Here is a 24,144-nt window from a genome sequence, read left to right as displayed (position 1 = left end):
TAGAAGAGTTCTAAAGGACAATTTCCCCCAGTGACACGGTGATACTGTCTAATAGAAGTGCTCTAAAGGACAATATCCACAAGTGACACGGTGATACTGTCTAATAGGAGAGCTCTAAAGGACAATTTCCCCCAGTGCTCCGGTGATACTGTCTAATAGGAGAGCTCTAAAGGACAATTTCCCCCAGTGCCTCGGTGAAAGATTTACACCTGTTTCTTCCTAACTAAACGTTTAATTAAAAACGCTACAAGCCTTGTTACATAGGCGTTTATAATCCTTTACCCTTAAAAATATTGACGGAAATAATAAGGGAAATCCATTCTATTCTAGCTATTTCGACCACATTCTGTCTGTACAGACATATTTCAACCGATTTTCTTAGGTAAAAAAACTAATCAAACGTTTGATTATATCCGCTGGAGTCCCTGTTATCTCAGGCTTTTGTTTCCTAAACGGGCAAAAAGATTGTCAACAATTTCAGTAGATATTAATGCAAACCATCTCTCCATTCATTTCAACGAACGATTTCTCCATAAACGATCCTTTTTCAACTAATTCCCCGTTATCTCAACACTAATCAAACGTTTAATTAAATATGGTATCAGCCTGCTTCAAGACTGGGTTTTTCAAGCTAATCTCGGAAAATAAATGTCGAGAGTTGTCCTCTATATGTGATAATGATTTTTTCAAAAACGAACCTTGTAGGGTGTCTGAACCAGAGTTGTGCCTTTTCCTAGAGTACCCCCTTTTGACCAATTGGCTCCTGGTTATAGTAGGATGCAGCATTGAATAAGGCATCATTTTAAAACGAAAAGCCTGCTATCCCTTTCGAAATGTTGGCCAGCTAGTTTAGGAGGAGGACTGATTATAGAAAGATACATGCTTCAACTAGATTCTCCTCTGTTTCTTCCTAATCAAACGTTTGATTAAATCCGCTGCAAACCCTATTAAATAAAGATTTATTCATCTGAAAGTGGGAAAAATTTGTTGAAAGATGATAGATAAATGGACTATGACTAACACACAGATAAGCTAATCCCCTTTAACGCAACATATCGACTGATTTCAGTATATGCTATACTATTCAATTGTTTGATTAAAGACGCTGCAAACTCAGCTATATAGAGATCTTATCCATCAGGAAAGAAAAGATTTTGTCTAAAAACTGTAATGATTATTTCAGAAAAAAATACAATATTCCCTAAATATCGCTACTATTCTTTTGAACTGATTATATTCTACTTGATTTCCTTTTTTCTTAACTAATCAAACGTTTGATTAAAAATACCTTGAGCCCGCGTCAATACTAGATTTCCGCATCAGATTACTGAAGAAAATTGTTGAGATTTATCTGCTTAATGTGATTTTATCGGGCGGTGACAGGCACCGTAATTAATGAATCGTTATTTTTTATGAATTCTGATATGTTTTTCATTAGGACCTTCGGTGACATAGGTATTGCAGCAACGGTGTCTCCGCCAATGTGTGAAGTTAATGTTACATTTTCAGCTGTTAATAACGGATGGCCCATAGGTATAGGTTCACTACTAAATACATCTAATGCAGCACCTGCTATTTTTTTTGTTTGTAAGGCATCAATTAATGCATCTTCATCAACAGCATAGGCGCGACTGGTATTAATAAGTGTACAGTTAGGTTTCATTTTTTCAAAAGCCGCTTTATTTATTAATGGGGGCATTCCTTTTTCAAAACGTACATGTACAGATATTATATCCGATTCTCTGTATAGTTCATCTAAGGAAACGGGAATAGCCTTTGGTTGCGACTCTTTTATATTTTCGTTTGTCATATAAGCATCGTATACAAGTATTTCTACTCCTAATGCTACTAATCTTTCGGCTACTAATTTCCCGATATTGCCAAAGCCAATAATTCCAACCTTCTTTTCACTTAAATTAGCAGTATAGGAAGAATTATCAAAACTCTTTGGCCAATTTCCTCCTTTTATTTGCTCGTGGCAACGAGCAATATTTCTCGTCTCTGCATACATTAATCCTATTGTAAAGTCAGCAACAGGTTCAGCATTTCGGATTGAGTTGATAACTGGAATATTCCGTTTCGACGCTTCTTCTACAGCAATATGTTCTAAACCTCCTCTACAGGTACCAATTAATCTTAACTTCTTTGCCTTTTTAAGTAAATTTGCTGGAAGGGGGCAAAAATGTGTCAATATAATATCAGCATCCTCCACTTCTTGATCAAGTATTTTTGGGTATTCTACCGAATCCGGCCCATTTTTTTCAATAATACTAGTCATATACTGAAATTCTTCTTTACTATTTTGCTTCCATATTACTTTGGTAATCTCAGGTGCTTCTCCCCATTGCAGCTGAACAGCCTGTTCTGCAAAAAAATCAACATCCACGTGGATATCGCCAATAATAATAATTTTCATCTTCATGCTCCTTTAGAAAAAACTGCTATGGAATCATAGCAGTTTCTCTCTATTTTTTATTTTAGATTTTTTAGTACTTCTAAAGCTTGTTCCATAAATGTTTCCTCATCCATTCCAGTTAAGACGCCCACTGCATTTATTTGAGGAATTCCTTCCGCATCCTTTGGGTCAATCGGACTTGTAAACGCAATTAAATCCACTTTTCTGCTTCCAACAGCTCCTGCTACCATTCCTGGATTTATTTCTTCAATATGACAGTCAAAGCCATGCTCACCTAGCATTTCTTTGATTTTTTGCCCTACCATAGCTGAACTTACAGTACCTGAACCACAAACAGATAAAATGTTTACTTTTTTCATAGTTTTTTCCTCCTAGGGTTAGTTTTCTAAATCCTTCAATAATTGAACAATGGTCGAGGCATCTTCTGCCTCATGGATTTGCTTAAGTATTTCCTTGCTTTGGAAAAATGACATTAACTTCATTAAAAGTTGTAGTTGCTTGTCAGGGTGTTCCATTGCTAGTGGGAAAATCATCTGGCATTCTAATTTCTCAGTAGGAGTTCCCATCATTGCAAATGTAACTGGCTCCTTTGGAATCACTATAGCCATTCCAGGTTTTATTACAAATTCAGGATTTGTATGAGGGATGGCGATATTATACCCTGCTCCAGCTAGACCTGTTGGATAGGTCTTTTCACGTTCAATCACAGCTTCTGCATAACCAGATTTTACAAACCCCTGTTCTACCAATTTATCAGCAGCGAGTTGAATCGCTTCTTCAGCTGTTTTCACTTCTGCTTTCAGACAGATAAGTCGCTCTGTTAATATCTCCGTACAACAATCATTTATCAACTCCATATCTAGACCTCCTTTAATTCAAATTTTAACATTTCACCATTTACTGGTATTTGATATTCATTACAGAGCAAGATCAACTGCTCATCAGTAAGAAGATACTCTGCATTAGGTCCGGCTAAAAGATAAACTTTTGCTGCTTTTTCGACCGTTTCAATTAAACCGAAAGCTTCATCAATGGAATTACCCGCAGCAAGAATTCCATGGCCTGGCCAAATAACAATTCGATATTGTTGCATTTTTTTAGATGTGGCCCTTCCAAGGTTAACGGTGCCTGGCACCATCCAAGGAACTACTCCAACACCTTCAGGGAATATAAAAATACATTCTGTCAACGTTTTCCAAAGCAGTAAAGATACTTTCTTTTCAACTGCTGGTTCCCTAAGAGTTAAGGCTACGATGTTGGTGGCATGATTATGAAGAATAATCCGATGATTGGGATCAACCAATAATCTCGTTTCATGGCTCAATAAATGTGTGGGTAGTTCACTTGTTGGAACGGACCCACCTTCAAGGCCCCATAATACATCCATATTTCTCCCTTTTAAATCCAATCGAATAATTCCGATATTCTGTTCTGGGAATTCTAGCATATTACGAAAATAACTTCCTGAAGCTGTTACAACGAACAGCTTTCCATCTAAAAGACTACTACCCATTTCAAAATCAATGGGAATCTGTCTTGTTATTTTTTTCAAATCGATATTGTCTTCTATTTCTTCTTCCTTTACGATATAACTTATATTTCCTCCATTTCGCTCATCCCATCCTAATTGCCACATAGTATAAGCCATTTTGGCAATTTCTTGGACTATTGCGCAAGGGTATTGTTTTCTCACAGTATCAAATACCTCCTATTCTACATCCAGAACATTGGGTTGTAGAACTACTTTTATTTCTGATCCTTCCATAGCTGCTTCAAAGGCGGATTCCCAATTATCCAAAGATTCAATACGAGTGATCAGTTTTTCAGGTTCAATTTTGCCTGTTCTCATTAATTCTAAGGTTTTAATCCAAGAAGACGGCTTTTGCGACCGTGAACCAGTGATATTGAATTCTCGCTGAACAATTTCATTTAAAGCAAGCATGTTCTCACGTTTTGAAAACACGCCCATTTGAATTAACTGGCCTTTTTGTTTCAGCAAATCAAATATATTATTAAGAACAGCGGCAACACCGGAACACTCAAAAACGATATCGACACCTTTACCATTTGTCCACTCATCCACAATGGAAGTTAAATCTTCTTTTTGTGTATCTACGGTGAAATCAACACCCAGCTTTTTGGCTAATTCTAAACGTTTTTTGTCTTTGGTAATCCCTGCGAGAATAACTGTTACATCCATTGATTTAAGGACTTGAGCCAAACATAATCCGATGGGGCCAGGACCTAAAATAACAACTGTATCTCCAGATTGAACATCGGATTTCTCCATAGAAGCATGGACACCACATGCAATCGGTTCAGTAATAGAGGCAGCAAGAAGACTGATATTATCGGCTAATTTATGGACTCCTTCTTCTCGGACTAATACATATTGAGCAAAGCACCCATCAACTTGAGATCCTAGACCTTTTCGATTGCGGCATAAGTTATATTCTTTATTTCGACAGCTTTCACATTCTCCACAAGTCCACAGTGTTGTTTCGCTTGTTACCCTATCGCCGGGCTTTACTTTCGTTACCATTTCCCCAATCGCATCAACAATACCGGAAAATTCATGCCCTAAAACAAGTGGAGGAATCATACGATCATATTCTCCCTTAAAACAGTGAATATCCGTACCGCAAATACCTGCATAAGCTACTTTAATTCTAACCAGATTCCCTGTTGGTTCTGGTTTTTCAATTTCTATAATATCCATATTTCCATAGCCTTGCTTTTTCTTAGCTAATGCTTTCATTTCTTCACACCTTTTTTCTTTAAAAATAGGAGCTACTTATATACTTTTGTAAGATGTCACCTGTTCAGGAATTTCTTGTTTCGTTCCTGCAGTCTCTAAATAATCATGAATACGAGTTTTATTTTTACGGACAAATACATAGAGAATGAAATAAAGAACAATGACACCTGTGATTATAAACACATTTTGTGATAGAAATGCCAAGAAAACAACAGCCATAAACGGATTATTCATAATCCCAAAGCTAGTGATCATCATAACTCCAGCTGGAATATCAATCCCAACACCCATGGCAACTTCAGTAAAGTGCTCAGCTGTAATTGTACACATATAAAGTCCCAGCGAGAACCAAATGGCACCTGAGATAAGTGCTTTAAAGATATTACCCTTAGAGATACTAATAATGACGATAATCATATAAGGCAAGGCAATTAAATCTACCATCGGTAATGCTTTGTTACCTGGAAGAATAATCGCTAAAACAACCATAATAGGGATGAGGAGAATTCCAGTAATCAACGTCGCAGGTTCACCATATCCAACTGCATCATTAACTGCGATATACCATTCACGCTTCTGCTTTTTAGATGAACCCTTTGCTGTTTTCTTGGTGGCATCTGTTAAACTTGTGAAGGCTGATGCGAAGATACCAGCGACTTTAGGAAATACAGCCATAACTGCTGCTGTAGAAATACCAACAGTAAAGATTTGTCCCCAAGCTTGTAAACTATTTAATTGATTAAAGTTACCGGCAATTCCAAGTAATATACCTAAGATTAAACCGAGAGTAACAGGCTCCCCAATAAATCCAAGTCTCTTTTTAATGGACTCAGGATTCAAATTTATTTTATCAGCCCCAAGCTTGCGTAGTACCCAATCCATTGCAATCGCATATGGGACTGCTCCGATATGGTGAGGTGCAGTCATTGCACAGTTAGGGTAGTTATAATAGGTTGAAAACCTTTTTTCGTAGACCTCTGCAAACAGCAAGATATATAGGTTTAAAACAACCATACAACTGATTGCAAGAAACATATTATCTGTTAATAAGTACAGCATGGAGCCCCATACCATAAAGGAATAGTTGTTCCAAAGATCCCCCGGCATAAAAATATTGGTCCATTTTAAAAGAAATAAGGCAATTTGAACAATGAGAGCTATGCCGATGAAAACGAGACCTACTTGTGTGGAATAGGCAACGACTGAGGTAGCTTGCCATCCAATGTCAAGGATTGGTAAATCAATCCCGGTGGTTTTTACCATTCGGTCAACAATTGGAACCATAATTGGTATAAACGAATTGGTGATGAGCGAGAAACCTGTTAAACCGACACCTGCGGATAAGGCAGAGTTAAATGCCTTTTTCCCGGGAACCTTTAAAATCAGGGCGATAACGTAAATCATGACAGGGACAAAAATTGCGGCACCAAAAGCATCAAACACATTTTTTAACGTCTCTAACAAAAGAATAACCCCCCAAACAGTTTTATGAACAAAGGTTAATAATTAAGAACATATGTCAAGTATTACATTCACAAGCAATCATTGTCAATAAAAAATCAAGCGCTTTCATTAAATTTTTGAATATTTTAAAATCAGTCAAATTACTCTATTAGACACCAAAATTAATTGATTTAATGAAAAAATTATGTTTTTATAAAATGTGAAATTGTTATTATAAACAATGGTTTTATTACATTACTAAATATCATATGTTCAAATGTTTGTATTTTTTATCATAATTGGAGGGACAGTAGCATGTCATCTAAAAATTCTCTACTAATTCGGGTAGCAGAACTTTATTACCAGCATAAATTAAATCAAAATGAAATAGCGAAGATTATCGGGACATCTCGGCCATCTGTATCGCGATTATTAGATGAAGCACGAGATCAGGGAATAGTAACCTTCACCATCAATACTCCTATTAAGAAAAATGCCAGTTTATCAGAAGCGATACGAATGAAATACGAATTAAAAGATGCAGTTGTAATAACAGGTAGTCCAGATTACGAAACATCTATGGCGAATGTGGGAAAAGCAGTATCTGAATACTTGCTTGGTTTTCTACATGATAATATGTCAATTGGTATAACGTGGGGGCAAGCAGTTAGAGAGCTTGTCAATTGCTTACCTGAAACTAACTTCGAAAATATACTAGCTGTCCAGCTTATTGGCAGTATAGGTGTACTTGATCAAAGTCTTGATGGGACAGAACTGGTGTATCGATTAGCGAAAAAACTAAACGGAAAATATTGTATCCTTAATTCCCCTGCCTATGTTACTTCTAAGCAGCTCCAGCAAGAAATGTTGGATCAACCACAGATAAAAGAAGTAATCGAATATGGCAGAAAAGTAGATATCACAGTAAATGGAATTGGTACATTAGAACCGCAGCATAATACATTAAGAAAAGCAGGAAGTTTAAATAATATGGATGTTATGGCATTAAAAGCTAAAGGGGCGGTCGGCCATTTAATGGGTAGAATGTATAATCTTAATGGAGTAGAAGTTCAAAGAGAAAATCTTTACCCTGTTGCTGGTGAATTAGATATTTTACGTAATGCACCGATAAGTATCGGTTGTGTGGTTTCAGCTGATAGAGCTGAACCGACCATTGGGGCCTTGAATGGAAAGCTTGTTAATGTACTAATTTGTGACGAAGCATTAGCTTTAAAAATTCTTGAATAATGAGAATACAAAGAGGTAAGCAAAATTTTGCTTACCTCTTTTATTTGCTTTTATTTTTAAAAAATATATTCATTGACAAGTGTTCATAATGATGAAATAATATTCGTGAACAAATGTTAAATATTATGAACTTAATTTCAGGAAAGGGATGCCAATAATGTTACTTTATGAATTGAGAAAACGGGTATGGAAAGATAACATCGCATTGCCAGCCAATGGATTGGTCTTGTGGACTAGTGGAAATGTCAGCGCAAGAGATCCTGAAAGTAACCTAGTAGTAATCAAGCCAAGTGGAGTTCACTTTGAAGATTTAACACCTGAAAATTTAACGATTGTTGATTTAGATGGAAATGTGGTTGAAGGAGATTTAGCACCATCTGTTGATACAGAATCCCATTTATATGTTTATAGACATAGATCTGATATCCATGGAATCACTCACACACACTCACCATATGCAACTTGCTTTGCAATCCGAGGAAAGTCGCTGCCAATTTATACAACGACTTCTGCTGCTGTTTTTGGTGGAGAAATTCCGATTTCTGACCTTGCCGCAGTAGGTGAAAAAGCAATTGGAGCAGAAATTGTTAAGAAAATTGGTGACAATTCCGCACTTTTATTAAAAAGTCATGGAGTCTTTACTGTTGGTAAGTCTAGTACTGCTTCTCTCAAAGCGGCCGTTATCCTCGAAGAAACGGCACAAAGTGTTCATTATGCACTATCATTAGGCAATGATATTCAGCCTTTAGCAGAAGATTATATTAAAGAAGTATATGATTTTTATCAAAATAATTATGGTCAAAAGAAGTAATCTGATGGGAAGGAAGGATAATAAAATGAGTAGGAAATATTCTGTTTCAGAAATACAAAATATGGCCAACAATATGCGGAAATGGATTTTAAAGTTAACAATAGAAAGAAAAGGTGGATACCTTAGCCAGGCGTGTTCATCTGCAGAAACAATAGCAGCACTCTATACGAACATTATGAATCTGTCACCAAGTGAGGCACCTACTGTGCCACCTAAATTCCCTGGGGTTCCAGGTCGTAATAATATGGATTATTTAACAGGAGCTGCCTACAACGGATCTACAAAAGCTCCATATGATAGATTAATTTTCTCACCTGCACATTATGCAGTAGTTGTTTATTCAGCATTAGTTGAAAGTGGAAGAATGGCACCTAATAGCTTGGATCAATTCAATGTAGATGGAAGTACACTTGAAATGATTGGGGCAGAACATTCACCTGGTTTTGAATGCACGACAGGGTCGCTTGGTCAAGCCATTAGTGTTGCTGGTGGTATTGCTCTCGCCCGTAAGCTAAAAGGAGAACAAGGAAGAATCTTCACTTATATGTCAGATGGTGAATTTCAAGAAGGTCAAACTTGGGAAGCACTTCAAGCCGCCTCTTTTTATAAATTAGATAATTTGGTTGTTTTTGTTGATGTGAATGGCCAGCAATTAGATGGATACACGAAGGATGTCATGAATATTGAACCGCTGTCAAGTCGCTGTGAATCCTTTGGCGCACGCGTAATTTCCGTCAACGGGCATGATATTGAAGCGATAATTAAGGCAGCAGAACCAGCTGAAGATGGAAAACCACTTGTAGTTCTTTCCTACTCCAATTCCAGCCAAGGAATACCAATGTTGGAAGAAAGAAAACCTTTCTTACACTATGTACGCTTTAAATCTGAGGAAGAAGAACAAAAATACCTCGAATTTATGAAACAAATGTAAAGGAGTGATTTAGGTGGATACTATTGCAAATAAAGTAGAAATCTTATCGAACGTTCATGCAAAAAACCTTGTCGATTGGGCTAAAGATCGACCAGAAGTAGTTGTTTTATCGGGGGATTTAACCAGCTCCTGCGAAATTAAACCTTTTAAGGAAGCCTATCCAGACCGGTTTTTCTCAATGGGGGTTGCTGAACAGAATATGCTAGGATTTGCGGCCGGTCTTGCGAGAGAAGGATTCCGACCATGGCTTCATACCTTTGCTGTATTTTTCTACCGTCGGGCGTATGACCAATTAGCGATGTCAGTAGCATATCCTAATCTACCAGTGACATTGGTCGGATTCTTACCAGGAATTATGACCCCCGGTGGTGTCACTCATCAGGCGATTGAAGATGTATCTGTACTCAGAAGCTTGCCAAATATGACAATTATTGATGTTGGAGATGCTACTGAGGTAGAAACCATTTTAGATGCAGTGGAAAAAGTAAATGGACCTGTCTATATCCGTATGCTTCGCAAAGATGTTCCAAGGCTATTTGATAGGAAAGAGCCATTTGAAATAAATAAAGCTAGAGTGTTAAGCGAGGGGACAGATATAGCTCTATTCTCAAGCAGTATTTGTACAGAAGAAGCAATCCGTGCAACAAAGGCACTTAAAGAAAAGGGATTATCGATTCAGCACTTGCACATCTCTACATTAAAGCCGTTTACTGACCCTGCAGTTATTGAAGCCTTGAAAAAGGTTAAATACGGTGCAATTACATTGGAAAATCATACTGTAATTGGTGGCTTAGGAACATGTGTAGCAGAAGTAATGGCAGAGAATGCTATCGGGAAACCTTTGGTAAAACTTGGGCTAAATGATACGTTTGCTCATGGTGCTACCCAGCATTATTTAATGAGTCACTATGGTTTGGATGCAATTGCTCTTGTAAAAGGTGTAGAAAAACTAACAGGAAAATCCTACGGTATTTCAGAAAAAGATCTAGAAGAAATTCGTCTTGAAGTAATCTCCACAAAAGATCCTGACGCTTTATAATTTCTCATTTTCTTAGAATAATATTTTCAGAGACAAATAAGTAACACCTCTTGCGGCGGAAAGTAAGCGGATTACAAGAGGTGTTTTTTTATATTGAACTTTTTGAAGAAAGACATTAAAATGTGCCAGGTGTGGCAAGGTTTAGGGACACTTAGGACAATCAAAGGGACAATCTCTTGTACAATTTAATTGCACATTATTGAGCAATAACTTGTATAGGAGGTTTTTTTTATGATTAAGTAAAACAAAAGATCGCGATCACCCTAAGGATGCCGGCTGTGACTCGCTCTGAAAAAAGCGATTATCGATCCCACTCTCTACGCAATGACGTATTTTGTTTCTTGGACATAGAAAACCTCATCAAACTTTGAATTGAAGAGATTATCTCACAATATGTTATATGTTAATAGGTGGATTCTATTTGACGCTTACACAAAAAAAGTAAGAGCTACTTTTTTTGAAAGTCTCTTACTTTTTTCCACACCAAAGCACTTTCGCGCTTTAAAGGAGCGAGGTTTCTGCCACTTGTCCTGCCTCGTGTCATTCTACCAATCTCAGAACATATATCCACTAGTTGTGCCTTTTTATGTACAAAACTTCAGATTATATGAATCGCCCTATACTTCCATCGCAATTCCAAAATAAAAGAAAAGAACTGTCCCCATGTTTCATTAGTCGACTGCTATTCTACAAATCTCGACATATATCGAGCGGTGACAGGCACCGTAATTATTTAATCATCTCCCTGCTTATCTCCTATTTATCTATTTTATTGGAGATGAAATGGTAAGCGGCCAAATTCATAGGATCAATGGGAAACAGCTATTCAAAAAATGCATACAAACTTAGGGATATCAAATACCCATCCCTTAAAAAAGTACATTCTCGATGTATTTATCGATGTGAAGGAATTAAATTAATACAATTAAGCGTAATGATCCTATATCCATGGACCATTACGCTTTTTTACTTTCAATTAAAAATAGTTAGATGGCGGCTGAACCATAATTGTTCCTATATTGGGAATAACTTTTTTTGCTACATTTTAAATTGTGATAGTTGATTGTAGCTTCATTCTAAAGGACAATTTTAAACTAGTTAATTCTTCACTCTGATTCTAAAATCTTTCGACAAAATCTATCAAACTTCAACGCGTAACAAACATGGGAAAAAAGTGGCATGCAAAAAGAACCATAGACAATAAAACCGGGTTCCCTTCTCAAAAATAGACATTATCATGCAATTTTTGGAGGAAAACCCACAATTAGCACCTTAATATTCACTTCCATCCTATTATTTTTTCGACAAAATCTATCAAACTTCTAGGTTTGACTGGTACTTTCATTAGGACTATTTTACCAGAATGTTGTTGAATAATTCAGATTTTCATAATAAAATTATTATTGGTATTAATTTTTAATACAGGAAATATTTCGGAGGAGGGATAATGTAATATTTTAGAAATAAAACATGGAGTAACTATTCTATTTGGGGGTGTACTGACATTGAAAAGCAAAAGTTCAAAGAAGATTTCTCTTTTTCTAGTTTTTATGATGTTATTTAGTATTGTATCGCCAAACTTTGCATTAAACTCTGTTAGAGCAGCTACCTTTGCTACTGATTTAATCTTTTCGGAATATGTTGAAGGGAGCGGTAATAATAAGGCACTTGAAATTTATAACGGAACTGGTAAAGCCGTAGATCTAAGCGCCTACACTATTGAGTTATACACCAATGGTTCTTCCACCGTATCCAGTAAATTAACATTAGGGTCAATAAACCTTGCAAATGGAGCGACTTATGTAATTGTTCATGGATCATCAGGTACAGAATTAAAACCTAAGGGAAATACGACAAATAGCACTGTCATGGCTTTTAATGGAAACGATGCTATTGTATTGAAGAAGGGTACAACGGTCATTGATTCTATTGGACAAATCGGAAAAGATCCAGGTGCCGCTGGATGGGGAACTACCGTAAAAACCACTGATCAAACCCTTGTACGTAAAAGCAATATTACATCTGGAGATACCAATCCTAATGACGCCTTTATTCCAGAATTAGAGTGGAATGGATATCTAGTCGATACTTTTACTTATCTTGGTTCTCATACTATGGATTTAGAGACAGCACCGACTAAGGTTGATATTGTAACCTCAAACATTAAATCTGGAAAAGTGCCTTCTGGAACAGCAATCCAATTATCTACTTTAACTGCAGGAGCTACAATCTACTACACTACTAATGGGGATACACCATCAAAGAATAGCACTCCTTACACAGCACCTATCGTAATTAAACAAGACACTACAATTAAAGCATTAGCAACAGCAAATGGTTCAGATGATAGTGATATCGCAACCTTTGTTTATACTATTCTTGATGAAATTGCTCCAGATGCACCGATTGTCAATCCTGTTACAGATGCAGACTTAGTAATTAAAGGTACAGCTGAAGCAGGAGCAACTGTTGTAGCAAAAGTAAACGGCAACGAAATCGGTCGTACAACCGCAGACCAATCTGGAAAATTTGAAATCACAATTGCGAATCAAGCAGCAGGAGTGAAAATTTCTGTAACAGCAACTGATGCTGCAGGCAATGTAAGTGAAGCAACAGAGGTAATAGTTACAGACGTAACAGCACCAGCCGCACCTGTTGTTAATCCTGTTACAGATACTGATGAAGTAATTACTGGAACTGCGGAATTAGGAACTACTGTTATTGCAAAGGTTAATGACCAAGTAATTGGAAAAGCAACAACTGATACAAAAGGACAATTCCAAATTAATGTTACAAAGCAGGCTGCAGGAACCATAGTTTCAGTATCTGCGGAGGATGCATTTGGTAATATTAGTAGTGCAAAAGAAGTAACAGTAATTAGCGATATTTCAAAAGTTGATTCGGTAACATTATCGGTAAGTCATTCTAGTCCACAAAATATTGGGACTTCTGTGACTTTAAAAGCATTAGCAGTAGGTAGTTTAAATCCAGAATATCGTTTCTATATCTCAGAAAATGGGAGTCTCACTACTCTTCAGGAATATAGTAGTAATGACACAGTTACTTGGACTCCAACTAAGTCTGGTACCTACAAAATCATAGTACATGCAAAAAACAAGAATAAGTCTGGCGCTAACTATTTTTATGAAGCACGGACTGAAATGAATTATGAAGTAGAAGGAAATAAAGTTACGCATGTAAGTGTCAGTACTAATGTAACTGCTCCACAAGTTATCGGTACCCCTATTACAATTAAAGCATCATCAAAAGGGAGTTTAGACCCTGAATATCGTTTTTATATCTCAGAAAATGGGAGTCTGACCACTCTTCAAGAATATAGGAGTAATGACTCTGTAACTTGGACTCCAAGTAAGTCTGGTATCTACAAAATAATTGTACACGCAAAGGATAAGAGTAAGTCTGGCGCTAACTATTTTTATGAAGCGCGAACTGAGATGATTTATGAGGTATATGGAGATAAGGTTACAAGTGTAAACGTCAGCACTAATGTAACTACTCCTCAAGTGATAGGCACTCCTATTACAATTAATGCATCATCAAAAGGAAGCTTAGACCCTGAGTATCGTTTCTATATCTTAGAAAACGGCACTCTAACAATTCTTCAGGAATATGATAATAATGATACAATAACCTGGACGCCCACTAAATCTGGAACCTACAAAATTATAGTACATGCAAAAGATAAGAGTAAGTCTGGGGCTAATTATTTTTATGAAGCACGGACTGAAATGAATTATGAAGTATATGGTGATAAGGTTACAAGTGTAAACGTCAGCACTGATGTAATTACACCTCAATTGATAGGTATCCCTATTAAAATAAATGCATCATCAAAAGGGAGTTTAAACCCTGAATATCGTTTCTATATCTCAGAAAATGGGATCCTTACTACTCTTCAGGAATATGATAGGAATGATACAATTACATGGACGCCCACTAAATCTGGATCCTACAAAATCATAGTGCATGCAAAGGATAAGAATAAGTTTGGAGATAACTATTTTTATGAAGCACGGACTGAAATGAATTATGAAGTATATAGTAATTAGATTACAAGTATAAACGTTAATACAGATATATCTGGTTAGAAATATCTCTTACAAAATCATAGTACATGCAAAGCATTAAGGTAAGTTTGTAGATAACTTTTATTTCGAAGCACAAACAGGATTATTTTATAAGGTTGATTATTACTAAAATACCCCTAAATTATGGCGTTCATAATTTGAGGGTATTTTTATATTTATTTCTTTGTATACGTGAAATTAGTTATTCTATTATAAATCTCACACCTCTACTAAAGACTCATAAAGATAATTAGTAAGAGGTTTATTCATATCCTTAAATGTACAATAATTGTGTATTTTAAAGGTATAATCATGAACGAATTCAAGGTGAAATAAACTATCATACACCCAAACTATATGATAAGGGGCTTAAAGGAATACCACATAAATAATATTCTAAATACATCTCATAAATCCATTTTTGGAATTCTGTGGAATTCGGAGTATTTTCCATGTGTGGATCTTAGGTTTCCAAGACACTGCAAAATGATAAGAAGAAGAGTAATCAATACTAATAAAGTCGAATGGATTCTCTTTCATATAACAAATTTACATTGAATAATTTAGGATACACTAACACATGGAATGGATTATTCCCCTTGATTAAGCTTATCATCCTTTATTTTTTAGAAAGTTACTCCAAAGAAATAGAACCGGTTTTTTAGTATATTCTAAACTTAAGAGTATAATCATAAATAAAATCAATATATTAATAATTGACACTGCAATAGATTTTAAATCTAAATATCCAATAAGTAATTGCATACCTATTAGAAATAATGATAATATCATTTTAATTATAGGATAGTTCACTTTCACAAATTTTCTAGTATCAAAAATCCTTAGTCCCCACATTGTTATAAAGCTTATCAGGGTAGCTATAGCGGCACCATATATCCCATATGTAGGTACTAGTAATAGATTCAAAATAAAATTTATTAATGCCCCAATGAAAGATGTATAAAATGCTCCTTTGGTCTTTTTCATCGCAACATAATTAGTTCCTATAAAACTAGAAAAACTTGAAAATACAACTCCCAAAACCAATATTGGTGCATATTTCCACGCAGAATAAAATTCATTAGATACAAGTATGGATATTATTAACTTGTTAAAAAGCATGTAAATTGAAGTAGATATTAGCATAACAAAGAAGAATACATTAAAAACATTTGAGTAAAATTTATCCTTGTTTGCATTATCATACTCTTCTATAGCTGATACCTGCCAAGCTTGAAAGAAAATAGCTGAAACGGTAGATATTATTGATGGAAATTTATTTGCAACTGCATATAACCCATTAGCACTTAGTCCTAGAAAGTATACTAAAATGTATCTGTCTGAAATGCTCATTATCCACCACATTATTGTGTTGGGGATAAGTGGAATACAGTAAAAAAGCATTGCCTTCATAGTCTTTTTATCTAAATAAGCAATTCGAATATATTTATCTACTCTTGTCTTTTTTAATAGATAAGCAAGGTCAAAAACATATGCAAGAATCATAGAAAGGAAATAACCTTGGACTCCCATCTTAAAATATAAAATAAAGAGAATATTAAAAGATACAAAAACAAATGTATATAACATATCACTTATCATATATACTTTGCTTAGATTAATTGACCTTGCAAATTGTTTTACAGAACCATCTACGGCTTGTATAAAAAATACACTATAAAAAATCAAATCATAATGTCCAATAAAACTTACTTGAGATATTAATGGATATATTCCAAGTAATAGAATAAATCCTGAAATAATAAAAAACACACTGTTTGTCATTACTTTTCCATAACTATAATTCTTCCTATCCAAACTAAATCTTACTACTGCTTCCACAATGCTAACTGTAAATAGTGGTAATATTAGTGCTATGGTTGTAAGAATAAAATCTATCTGCCCATAGTCTTCCTTAGTTAAAAGTCTAGTATAAAAAGGAAGCATAAATAAAGTGATTAATTTTGAACCAATATTACCAACAGCAAATATTATTGAATTTTTTGCAAGTTTATTATATGAATTCATTTTAGTACTCCACAATTGATTTCAGGTCTTCTAATAGATTGTGTAAAAATAATGTCTGGAATAATCTGCTTGATAACAGTATGTTGTGGCAATTAATTTCTAACTATAAGAAAATATTTATATTTACTTGTTGCTCAAGGCGCATATTAGTCAATTTCATGTTAACTTTTAGTATATTAATATTATTTATATCAGAAAGTATTAATGAAGATAAATGATCAGTATCTTCAAAATCCTCTAGTTCAAATAATCGTTCAGAATTATTTACCACTAAAGCAAAACCTTTTACTTTGGATTGCCAAATTACTCCACAATAAGGAAGAAGACATTTCTGAGCAATAATCATCGCATGCATTCTTCCACCAATTAAATATTGTACATTTTGATATAAACTATAAATATCATGCAATCCTTTAGGTTTAAAAGCATGAACATTTTTAAATCCATTATCATTCATGATTTTATGAACTTGATCTACAGTATTGTAATCAGCAGTGTCGGTAGAAAAAAGTGTTAGCGATGATACACTTTGATTTTTCAATACTTTTTTTAAAATACGTGATAATCCATCTAAATACTTTGAAAAAGAAAAATCATCCTTAAAACATACACCAGATAATACACAAACAGCGATATCCACTTTTCCCCTTTTAGATGGTGATGAAATTTGCGGACGTAATGCGAAAACAGGATCTATTGATTGAAAAACGTTCTTAGAAGTTAAGCGTTGGCATATATCCCTTGAAACAGGGTCTCTAACTGAAATACTTGAGACATACTTAAGAGCATTTTTAAATAAGTGCCTACTAATTAACGACTCAGGGGGCTCAGCCCCAATAAACATAATATGGACCTTTTTATTATATTTATTAGAAAGAAAACAATAATAATGTAATAATGCAGGCCAAAAGGTCTGTTTATCCATCATCATATTTCCTCCTCCTACTACGACTGTATCACTATTCTTCAAATCAGAAATAAAATTCTTCCAGTTTTTCCGTTTTAAAAATATAGCTAAATATCCAAATAAATATTTGCCTAAGACTAATAAAATTATCCTAATTATCAACCTTTTTATCATTTTGGAAATTCCTTTAGGTACAGGAATTGGAAGAGTCTCTTCCTTTATTTCATCGATTGGCGAATTTATACGTTCTATTGTACTAAAATCATATTTAACTACCTGATATTCATACGAATTTACGATATTACTAATTGCACTACTTAATGCCAAATCACCGATATTGTTACTTTTAAAAAAACTTATAATCAATGCCTTTTTCATTTTATACCTCTTATTTATATATGATGAACTTATTCAGCTCACTTTTATTACCTGCTTAAAAAATTTGGTTTTATCCTTTGTAGTGAATATTTGATCGAGTATGATTACTGGAAGTCTTGCTCTAATTGAACTGTCATTATTAGTAGTAATAGATATAGGTCCTGATTTTCCCACCTAACCACAAACCAAAATCTTATCAATGTTCATTATCAATATTTTCTTTTAATTGGGTTATGAGGGGGCCAAAGAAGGATACTAATGTTGAATTGATTTGTCTATTGAGCTTGGTACCATTAAATAAATAGTTACAGCATATACCCCTTAAACTTTGGGGCTCAATTTAAAATTATTTACTCAACTTTCGCACCTAGAAAAATGTGATGAGTTTAAATAACTGTAATGTTCGGAGTAGTTGAAATATGGTGCTTGACCTTAAAAATAGGTATGAAAAAACACCTCATGGTTTGGTATAGTTGATTTGTCTAGAATCACAATAACCATACAGAAGAGGTGTCTCCTATATGATATCGAATAATGGTCAAAATAAGCAACTACCAAATGAACTAAAATCCACATTTAAAGAATTACAGTTGCTGAAGCATTTATAAAAAGCTGGTATTACAAAGTCTTTCGGCTTTTCTTGTGGTTATCTTTTTCAATTGATTTTTTGTTTGATCTTTGAAAACAAGAACTGGTTTCGGACGCTTCAAAGTAAAAAATCTCCCGATTTTCCTGCTAAAGATGCAGTCTATCGTTTTTTAAATAAGTCTACCTTTGCATGGCGTAGATTTTTACTTTTTCTTAGTGCTCACACGATTGGCAAAGTAACGAGACTCTCGAATCATGACAGACCGAAGGTCTTGGTGTTAGATGATTCTTCGTATGATCGAAATCGTAGTAAATCCGTCGAGTTACTATAGCTCGTTGTTTTGATCATGCTTCTCAAAAAATGCGGTTTTATAAATGCTTTCGTATGCTTACCCTCGGCTGGTCAGATGGTGCCACATTCATTCCTGTGGACTTTTCTTTATTAAGCTCAAAAACAAGCCAAATTAACAGAATAACAAGTAAAATCGATAAGCGCAGTTCAGGTTACAAACGACGACTTGAAGCATTACAATCTGCACCAGAACAAATCCCAGACATGATTCAACGGGCTCTGAATGCTGGGATCGGTGCCTTTTATGTGTTAATGGATACTTGGTTTACCCATCAACCGCTTATTAAGAACATCAAAGAACAAGGTCTAGATGTAATTGGCATGGTTAAGAATTTAAAGCAACTTTACTTTGTAGATGGTGAGCGCGTGAGCTTGATGAACTCTATCGTTTAGCAGCACCCATTCAAGGAAAAAAAGGGCTCCTTCGCTCTATACAAACCACCCAAGCCAACGGAGTTCCAGTCAAAATGGTTTTCGTTTGTAATCGTAATAAAAAGAGCGAGTGGCTTGCTATTTTGGGTACAGACTGTACGTTAGGTGACCAAGAAATCATTAGAATTTACGGCATGAGATGGGACACTGAAGTTTTTTTAAAAACAATGAAATCCTTATTAAAACTCCAAAAGGAGTTTCAAGGTCGTCCCTATGATTCCTTAATTAGTCATACAACGATTGTCTTTGCACGATACATTATGCTGTCCTGGCAAAACCGATGTAGTACGGACCAAAGAACACTAGGTGGTATGTTTTATGAACTTTGTGATGAAATTAGTGACCTCGATTGGGCTATTGCGCTTCAGCAATTAATCCATCTTCTTGAAGATACCTTTAAAGAGAGTAACAAGAAGATTCAAAAGTTAATAAAAAGTCAACTACAGCAATGGATCGCAGGCTTGCCCAACTATATCAAGGCATAACTGCCTATTTCAGTATGCGAAAGTTGAGTTATTTAGTATATCTTCTTGGAATATTGATATTAATGCCAATGATCAACTCCTATCTACCTACCAGGTGATTCGAGTTTTCTAAAGGCATAAAGTCTAATTTCTTTAATATCCAATTGGATATTCATCATGGAGTTCTTAGACGAAATTATTACCAGTATAAAAGAAACAAAGCCTGAAATAATAATTAATACATCTATTAACTGTAAAAAGAGGTTGAAAAAGCAAAATAGTAGAACGCTAGATATTATTTACCCACTAGTTTGATAATATAAAACATTTGTCATTTTCAACATTACTGCGTATATATTCAATGGCTATGCCAGATGCATATCTAATAAATATTTCTCTATTAGAGAAAAAATCCATAGTTTTTTACACCTAGCTGCCATATCCCACCTTCAATTGGAGTTTAATATTTTCCCAAAAAAGTTCAATAGGACCTTTTTATTGGTTTCAAATTCATGGAATTCGCTAGCAAAAGAAAAGTTAGATTCGCCTAGTTTCTTACGAAGGTTATCATTTGTATATAAAGTTTTTATTTTTTCAGCAAGATCGCTAGATGATCTTGCTTTAAATGTCAGACCATTTTTCATATGAATAATATGTTCACTAGTCTGTTTGAAATTTGATATTACTGCTGGCAAGTGCATTATACCCGCCTCAAATACTGGTCGTGCTTGGTGAGGTGCAATTGAAGGAAATACTAATACATCACTTGCTCTATAAATTATTGGCATGTCTTTTCTAACACCCAAAAAGTGAAATCTATTAGAAGGAAACCTTTCCCGAGTATCAGTGTTACCTGCTATTAAGAGATTAATATCTTCATTTAATTGATTCATAGCATGCTTTATTATATTCCATCCTTTTAATTTACTAATACCTCCAACAAAAAGTACATTAAATTTTGTTGGGTCTAAACCAAGATTTCTGCATGCTTCATCACGGCTGAGACTTAGATTATAGTCAGACAATTTTACGCAATCTCTAACTATTTCTGTTAGAGGTTTTTGACATCCAAATTGCCTTTTATCAAAATCAGATATATATACTACTCCATGAAAAGTATTATTTAATAATTGTTTAACCCTAATTGTCCAAGGACTTTTCCGTATTGTCTCTCTCACAAAACAGATACTCTTTACTCCTTCTTTCATCAAGATCCTTCCAATCCAACTTAAGACAATAGAATTTACTGCTACTAAATCAGGTTTTTCTTTCTGTATAATCTTCTTAATCATACTTTTTGTCATGACAATACCAAGTAGGCCTTTCCAAAAAGTCCTTTGATAAGTATGAGGTCCCCCACTATAGACACTTAACATACCTATATTCGATATTTTTTTTACTTTTATTCCCTTTTCAAGAAAAAAATTATACATATCTGGTGGGGAAGTGGGACAATAGACCGTTACTTCATGATTAGAAGAAAGCATCTCAACAATACTATATAAACTCATACCAGCCCCACCCATAAATCCAGAGTGATGAATTAGTATTACTTTAGCTATTTTAATTCTCCTCCTTGAAATACAGATAATGCAATTAACATTGAATACCTTTCAAAATACTAGCATAAACTGTCGACATTTTTTCCATTAAGAAATTCTTAATTAGTTTTATCTGTGTTTTTGTTAAGTAAATTTAAATAAGGAAGACTTGGAACAATTAAAAATAATGTATAACCTAGTTCAGGAGCAGACAAAATGGGATTGATACTTCCCAACATAACTATGAAAAGTGTCATAATCCAAATTACCTTTTTATAATATGAATACTGAAACATGTTATTATATATGAATTTTAAAGTTGTAAAGAAAAAGAGAAACACGGGAAAAGAACCTATTAACCCATACCTAGCCAATAAATCAAGCCATTCCGAGTGTCCTCCAATTCCTTGGGTAACCATCTGTGCTACATCTCCATAATAGCTTCCTACTCCAATTAACGGATTGTTTACAAAGGTTTTATATGATAAGTGATACAACCATAATCGTGTATCTCCGCTCTCCCCCAAGCTTCCTCCTTTAAAAAGAAAGTCTGATATACTTAAGATTCTCATTTTATATTCATAATTGTCTATCGTATTGACTTCATTTGTAATAATATTAGCTAGGTTTTCTTTTGGAATTAATATAAATGCTAATAGTAGCATGCACACAATAATAAATCTTTTTCTCCCACTGATACTCCATGTTAATATTATATTTAACATGAAAAAAATGACTGCAATGGTAAAAGATGCTTTTAAAATTACTAATGTAAAAACCCCAAATAGGCCCCATAAAAGAAATAACCTTTTTTTTCCCAAACTTTTACTACCTAATATAAATAAAAGCAAGCATGGTGCCAATAAAACTAAACCATATATATATCCATAACCAGTTATTCCAAGCTTTAACAAGTCAATATAAACATCATTTTGAGAAGAAAGACCACGTGATAAATAAGGATTTATCGATAATACTTTAATTGTGTTAATTGCTGTATAAGCCATAAACAATAAATTTATTAAACAAAGAAAAGCCAAAAATTTATATTCTTTCTTTTTAATATAGTAATTATATATAAGTGCCCCTATAAAAAAGGTCCCAACTGAAACTAATTTTGGATATAAAAGACTATTACCTTTTCCAAAGACCTCTAACATAACACTGTAAAGAACAAATAGGACTATTTGAAAAAGTCGTATATTTACCTTTGTTAGATTAGAATTAAAAGAAGATAAAAATAGCCAAATTAAAAAGAAAAATGCAAAGTAATAAAAACCTGAATTACCAGTTACCTGAGGCAAAAGTACCCACGTTGATACCATCACCACACAAAATTTTTCAATCAGTCTTCTAAAAACAACTCCTCTATGGGTATACGAGTGAATGTCTGAACTGTTATTTATCAAATACACCTTTATTACTCCTTAATAGGATCAGTTTTTAAAACAAAATAGGAAGAAATATAACTTAAATCAATAAGTGTTGGAAATTAATTTAATTATCCGTTCTGTCTGCTTATTCTTATTCTTTTCTTTTAAAACAAATTCTTGAGCCTTTATTCCGAAATTAAACAAGTCCTCTGATGGCATTTCACACACCTCAATAATTTTCCTTGCTAAATTATCAACTGTGTCTCCTTCAACAGTAAACAAGTATTTGAAGTATTCTTCAGGCATACCAGGAAGTCTCTTAACTATGGTTGGTGTTCCTGATAGGAGATACTCCATAATTTTTGACGGAAAAGAATATTTTGTGAATTCTTCTGTATTTCCACGAGGATTAATGAGTATAGTAGAAGATCTTTGTAACTCCAAAACTTCACTTCTATCAACTTGGCCAAAATATTTAATACGAGAATCTCTTTTCTGTAAATTTTTAATATCAATGGCAGCTTCACCAGCTCCACAAATCCACAAACGGTAATTAGGATCTTCTATTTTAGAGAATGCATTTAGCAAATCTACAATACCATACTTTCTATTTAATGTTCCTGAATAGAAAATCACCTTTTCCTTAGCGTTAATCTTATCTTGGACCTCTCTAACTTCGCACTCATTTGGGTCAATAGCACCTTCCATTACAATCCAAGGTTTTTCACCTATATTAATCGCGTTTGCCATTTGTTGGGTTAACAAAACAAAGCAATCAACATATTTAAGAAAAAAGTTCATAGTTGCTTGATCTATTTTTTTTAGAAAATCTATATATGCTTTCTTTTTTGAGCTCAAGTCCATAAAATGAGGTAAATCAGGAACAACCAAACAAATCTTAATTTCAGGATTTGCCCGTTTAGCCATAGCAGCGGCATAAATAAACGGGGTATGCATCGAATAAACTATAATCGCTTTTCTTTCTTTCTTTTGCTTAAGTGCCCATCTAATTGCTTGCTTTTTTATTGAAGCACTCTTCCAAAGATGTTTTATTCCAAAAATATTAAGGAACCCCACATTTATGTCGTCTGCACCAGCAACGTGATTCCACTTAATTGTTTTAATATAATAATCTTCATAATAGCGAGGATAAGATCCAACAAAAATAGAATTTAATATAGAAACTGGTTTATTATTTGTTTGGTCAAGTCCCCTGATAATATTCCATTGCAAGGTATTTGCTGCAAATTGTATTGGGCCCTTACTTTTTTTTATATAAATGTCCCTTTCGTAGTCTGGAAAAACACCACCTATAAAAAGAATATCCATTATTACCCTCCATTTTAA

The 24,144-nt window shown here is 34.4% G+C and carries 16 protein-coding genes and 1 pseudogene; 6 read left to right on the top strand and 11 right to left on the bottom strand.

Annotation, left to right across the window (positions count from 1 at the left end):
- Nucleotides 1-1,366: 1,366 nt before the first annotated feature.
- Genes RTR43_RS06725 through RTR43_RS06700 form a run of 6 tightly spaced genes read right to left on the bottom strand, consistent with a single transcriptional unit; the run spans nucleotide 1,367 to nucleotide 6,638 of the window.
- Nucleotides 1,367-2,416, bottom strand: a complete 1,050-nt coding sequence (locus tag RTR43_RS06725; protein ID WP_312470596.1) for a 2-hydroxyacid dehydrogenase — start codon at nucleotides 2,414-2,416, stop codon at nucleotides 1,367-1,369.
- 56 nt (nucleotides 2,417-2,472) lie between these two features.
- Nucleotides 2,473-2,775, bottom strand: coding sequence for a PTS sugar transporter subunit IIB (locus RTR43_RS06720; RefSeq protein WP_312470595.1), 303 nt, complete (start codon nucleotides 2,773-2,775; stop codon nucleotides 2,473-2,475).
- Between the two features lie 18 nt (nucleotides 2,776-2,793).
- Nucleotides 2,794-3,273, bottom strand: a complete 480-nt coding sequence (locus RTR43_RS06715; protein ID WP_312470593.1) for a PTS sugar transporter subunit IIA — start codon at nucleotides 3,271-3,273, stop codon at nucleotides 2,794-2,796.
- Between the two features lie 2 nt (nucleotides 3,274-3,275).
- Nucleotides 3,276-4,109, bottom strand: a complete 834-nt coding sequence (gene rhaD / locus RTR43_RS06710; RefSeq protein ID WP_312470591.1) for a rhamnulose-1-phosphate aldolase — start codon at nucleotides 4,107-4,109, stop codon at nucleotides 3,276-3,278.
- Between the two features lie 15 nt (nucleotides 4,110-4,124).
- Nucleotides 4,125-5,174, bottom strand: a complete 1,050-nt coding sequence (locus RTR43_RS06705; protein ID WP_312470590.1) for a zinc-binding dehydrogenase — start codon at nucleotides 5,172-5,174, stop codon at nucleotides 4,125-4,127.
- Between the two features lie 36 nt (nucleotides 5,175-5,210).
- A complete protein-coding gene (locus RTR43_RS06700) occupies nucleotides 5,211-6,638 on the bottom strand; it encodes a PTS galactitol transporter subunit IIC (RefSeq protein WP_312470589.1) in 1,428 nt (475 codons plus the stop codon).
- A 294-nt stretch (nucleotides 6,639-6,932) separates the two neighbouring features.
- Between RTR43_RS06700 and RTR43_RS06695 the strand changes: the two genes are divergently transcribed.
- The 5 genes from RTR43_RS06695 (at nucleotide 6,933) to RTR43_RS06675 (ending at nucleotide 14,716) form a co-directional block, all read left to right on the top strand.
- The gene (locus RTR43_RS06695; RefSeq protein ID WP_312470588.1) at nucleotides 6,933-7,865 is read left to right on the top strand and encodes a sugar-binding transcriptional regulator; all 933 of its coding nucleotides are present in this window, start codon (nucleotides 6,933-6,935) and stop codon (nucleotides 7,863-7,865) included.
- Between the two features lie 157 nt (nucleotides 7,866-8,022).
- Entirely contained in the window at nucleotides 8,023-8,676 is a 654-nt protein-coding gene (locus RTR43_RS06690) for an L-ribulose-5-phosphate 4-epimerase (protein WP_312470587.1), read from the top strand.
- A 25-nt stretch (nucleotides 8,677-8,701) separates the two neighbouring features.
- On the top strand, nucleotides 8,702-9,607 hold the full coding sequence (locus RTR43_RS06685; RefSeq protein ID WP_312470586.1) for a transketolase: 906 nt from the start codon (nucleotides 8,702-8,704) through the stop codon (nucleotides 9,605-9,607).
- A 13-nt stretch (nucleotides 9,608-9,620) separates the two neighbouring features.
- Complete coding sequence (locus RTR43_RS06680) at nucleotides 9,621-10,646, top strand: transketolase family protein (RefSeq protein ID WP_312470584.1); 1,026 nt, start codon at nucleotides 9,621-9,623, stop codon at nucleotides 10,644-10,646.
- A gap of 1,505 nt (nucleotides 10,647-12,151) precedes the next feature.
- Complete coding sequence (locus RTR43_RS06675) at nucleotides 12,152-14,716, top strand: Ig-like domain-containing protein (protein ID WP_312470582.1); 2,565 nt, start codon at nucleotides 12,152-12,154, stop codon at nucleotides 14,714-14,716.
- Between the two features lie 630 nt (nucleotides 14,717-15,346).
- Here RTR43_RS06675 and RTR43_RS06670 read toward each other — a convergent pair.
- Both RTR43_RS06670 and RTR43_RS06665 read right to left on the bottom strand, forming a co-directional pair.
- Nucleotides 15,347-16,762, bottom strand: coding sequence for a lipopolysaccharide biosynthesis protein (locus tag RTR43_RS06670; RefSeq protein WP_312470580.1), 1,416 nt, complete (start codon nucleotides 16,760-16,762; stop codon nucleotides 15,347-15,349).
- 103 nt (nucleotides 16,763-16,865) lie between these two features.
- Nucleotides 16,866-18,047: a polysaccharide pyruvyl transferase family protein gene (locus RTR43_RS06665; RefSeq protein ID WP_312470579.1), complete on the bottom strand. Its 1,182-nt coding sequence runs from the start codon at nucleotides 18,045-18,047 to the stop codon at nucleotides 16,866-16,868.
- 521 nt (nucleotides 18,048-18,568) lie between these two features.
- Here RTR43_RS06665 and RTR43_RS06660 point away from each other — a divergent pair.
- A pseudogene (locus RTR43_RS06660) lies at nucleotides 18,569-19,904 on the top strand (IS4 family transposase).
- Nucleotides 19,905-20,332: 428 nt separating this feature from the next.
- Here RTR43_RS06660 and RTR43_RS06655 read toward each other — a convergent pair.
- The 3 genes from RTR43_RS06655 to RTR43_RS06645 form a co-directional block, all read right to left on the bottom strand.
- Nucleotides 20,333-21,409, bottom strand: coding sequence for a glycosyltransferase family 4 protein (locus RTR43_RS06655; RefSeq protein ID WP_312470578.1), 1,077 nt, complete (start codon nucleotides 21,407-21,409; stop codon nucleotides 20,333-20,335).
- Nucleotides 21,410-21,543: 134 nt separating this feature from the next.
- Nucleotides 21,544-22,839 (bottom strand): hypothetical protein, encoded by a 1,296-nt coding sequence (locus RTR43_RS06650; RefSeq protein ID WP_312470577.1) that lies wholly within the window; start codon nucleotides 22,837-22,839, stop codon nucleotides 21,544-21,546.
- 60 nt (nucleotides 22,840-22,899) lie between these two features.
- Entirely contained in the window at nucleotides 22,900-24,126 is a 1,227-nt protein-coding gene (locus RTR43_RS06645) for a glycosyltransferase (RefSeq protein WP_312470576.1), read from the bottom strand.
- Nucleotides 24,127-24,144 lie beyond the last annotated feature (18 nt).

Origin of the sequence: Neobacillus sp. (assembly GCF_031988165.1) — a bacterium.
GTDB lineage: Bacteria > Bacillota > Bacilli > Bacillales > Cytobacillaceae > Neobacillus > Neobacillus rhizosphaerae.
The sequence above is the reverse complement of the archived record's forward strand: the minus strand, read 5'-3'. Positions and strand labels throughout refer to the sequence as shown.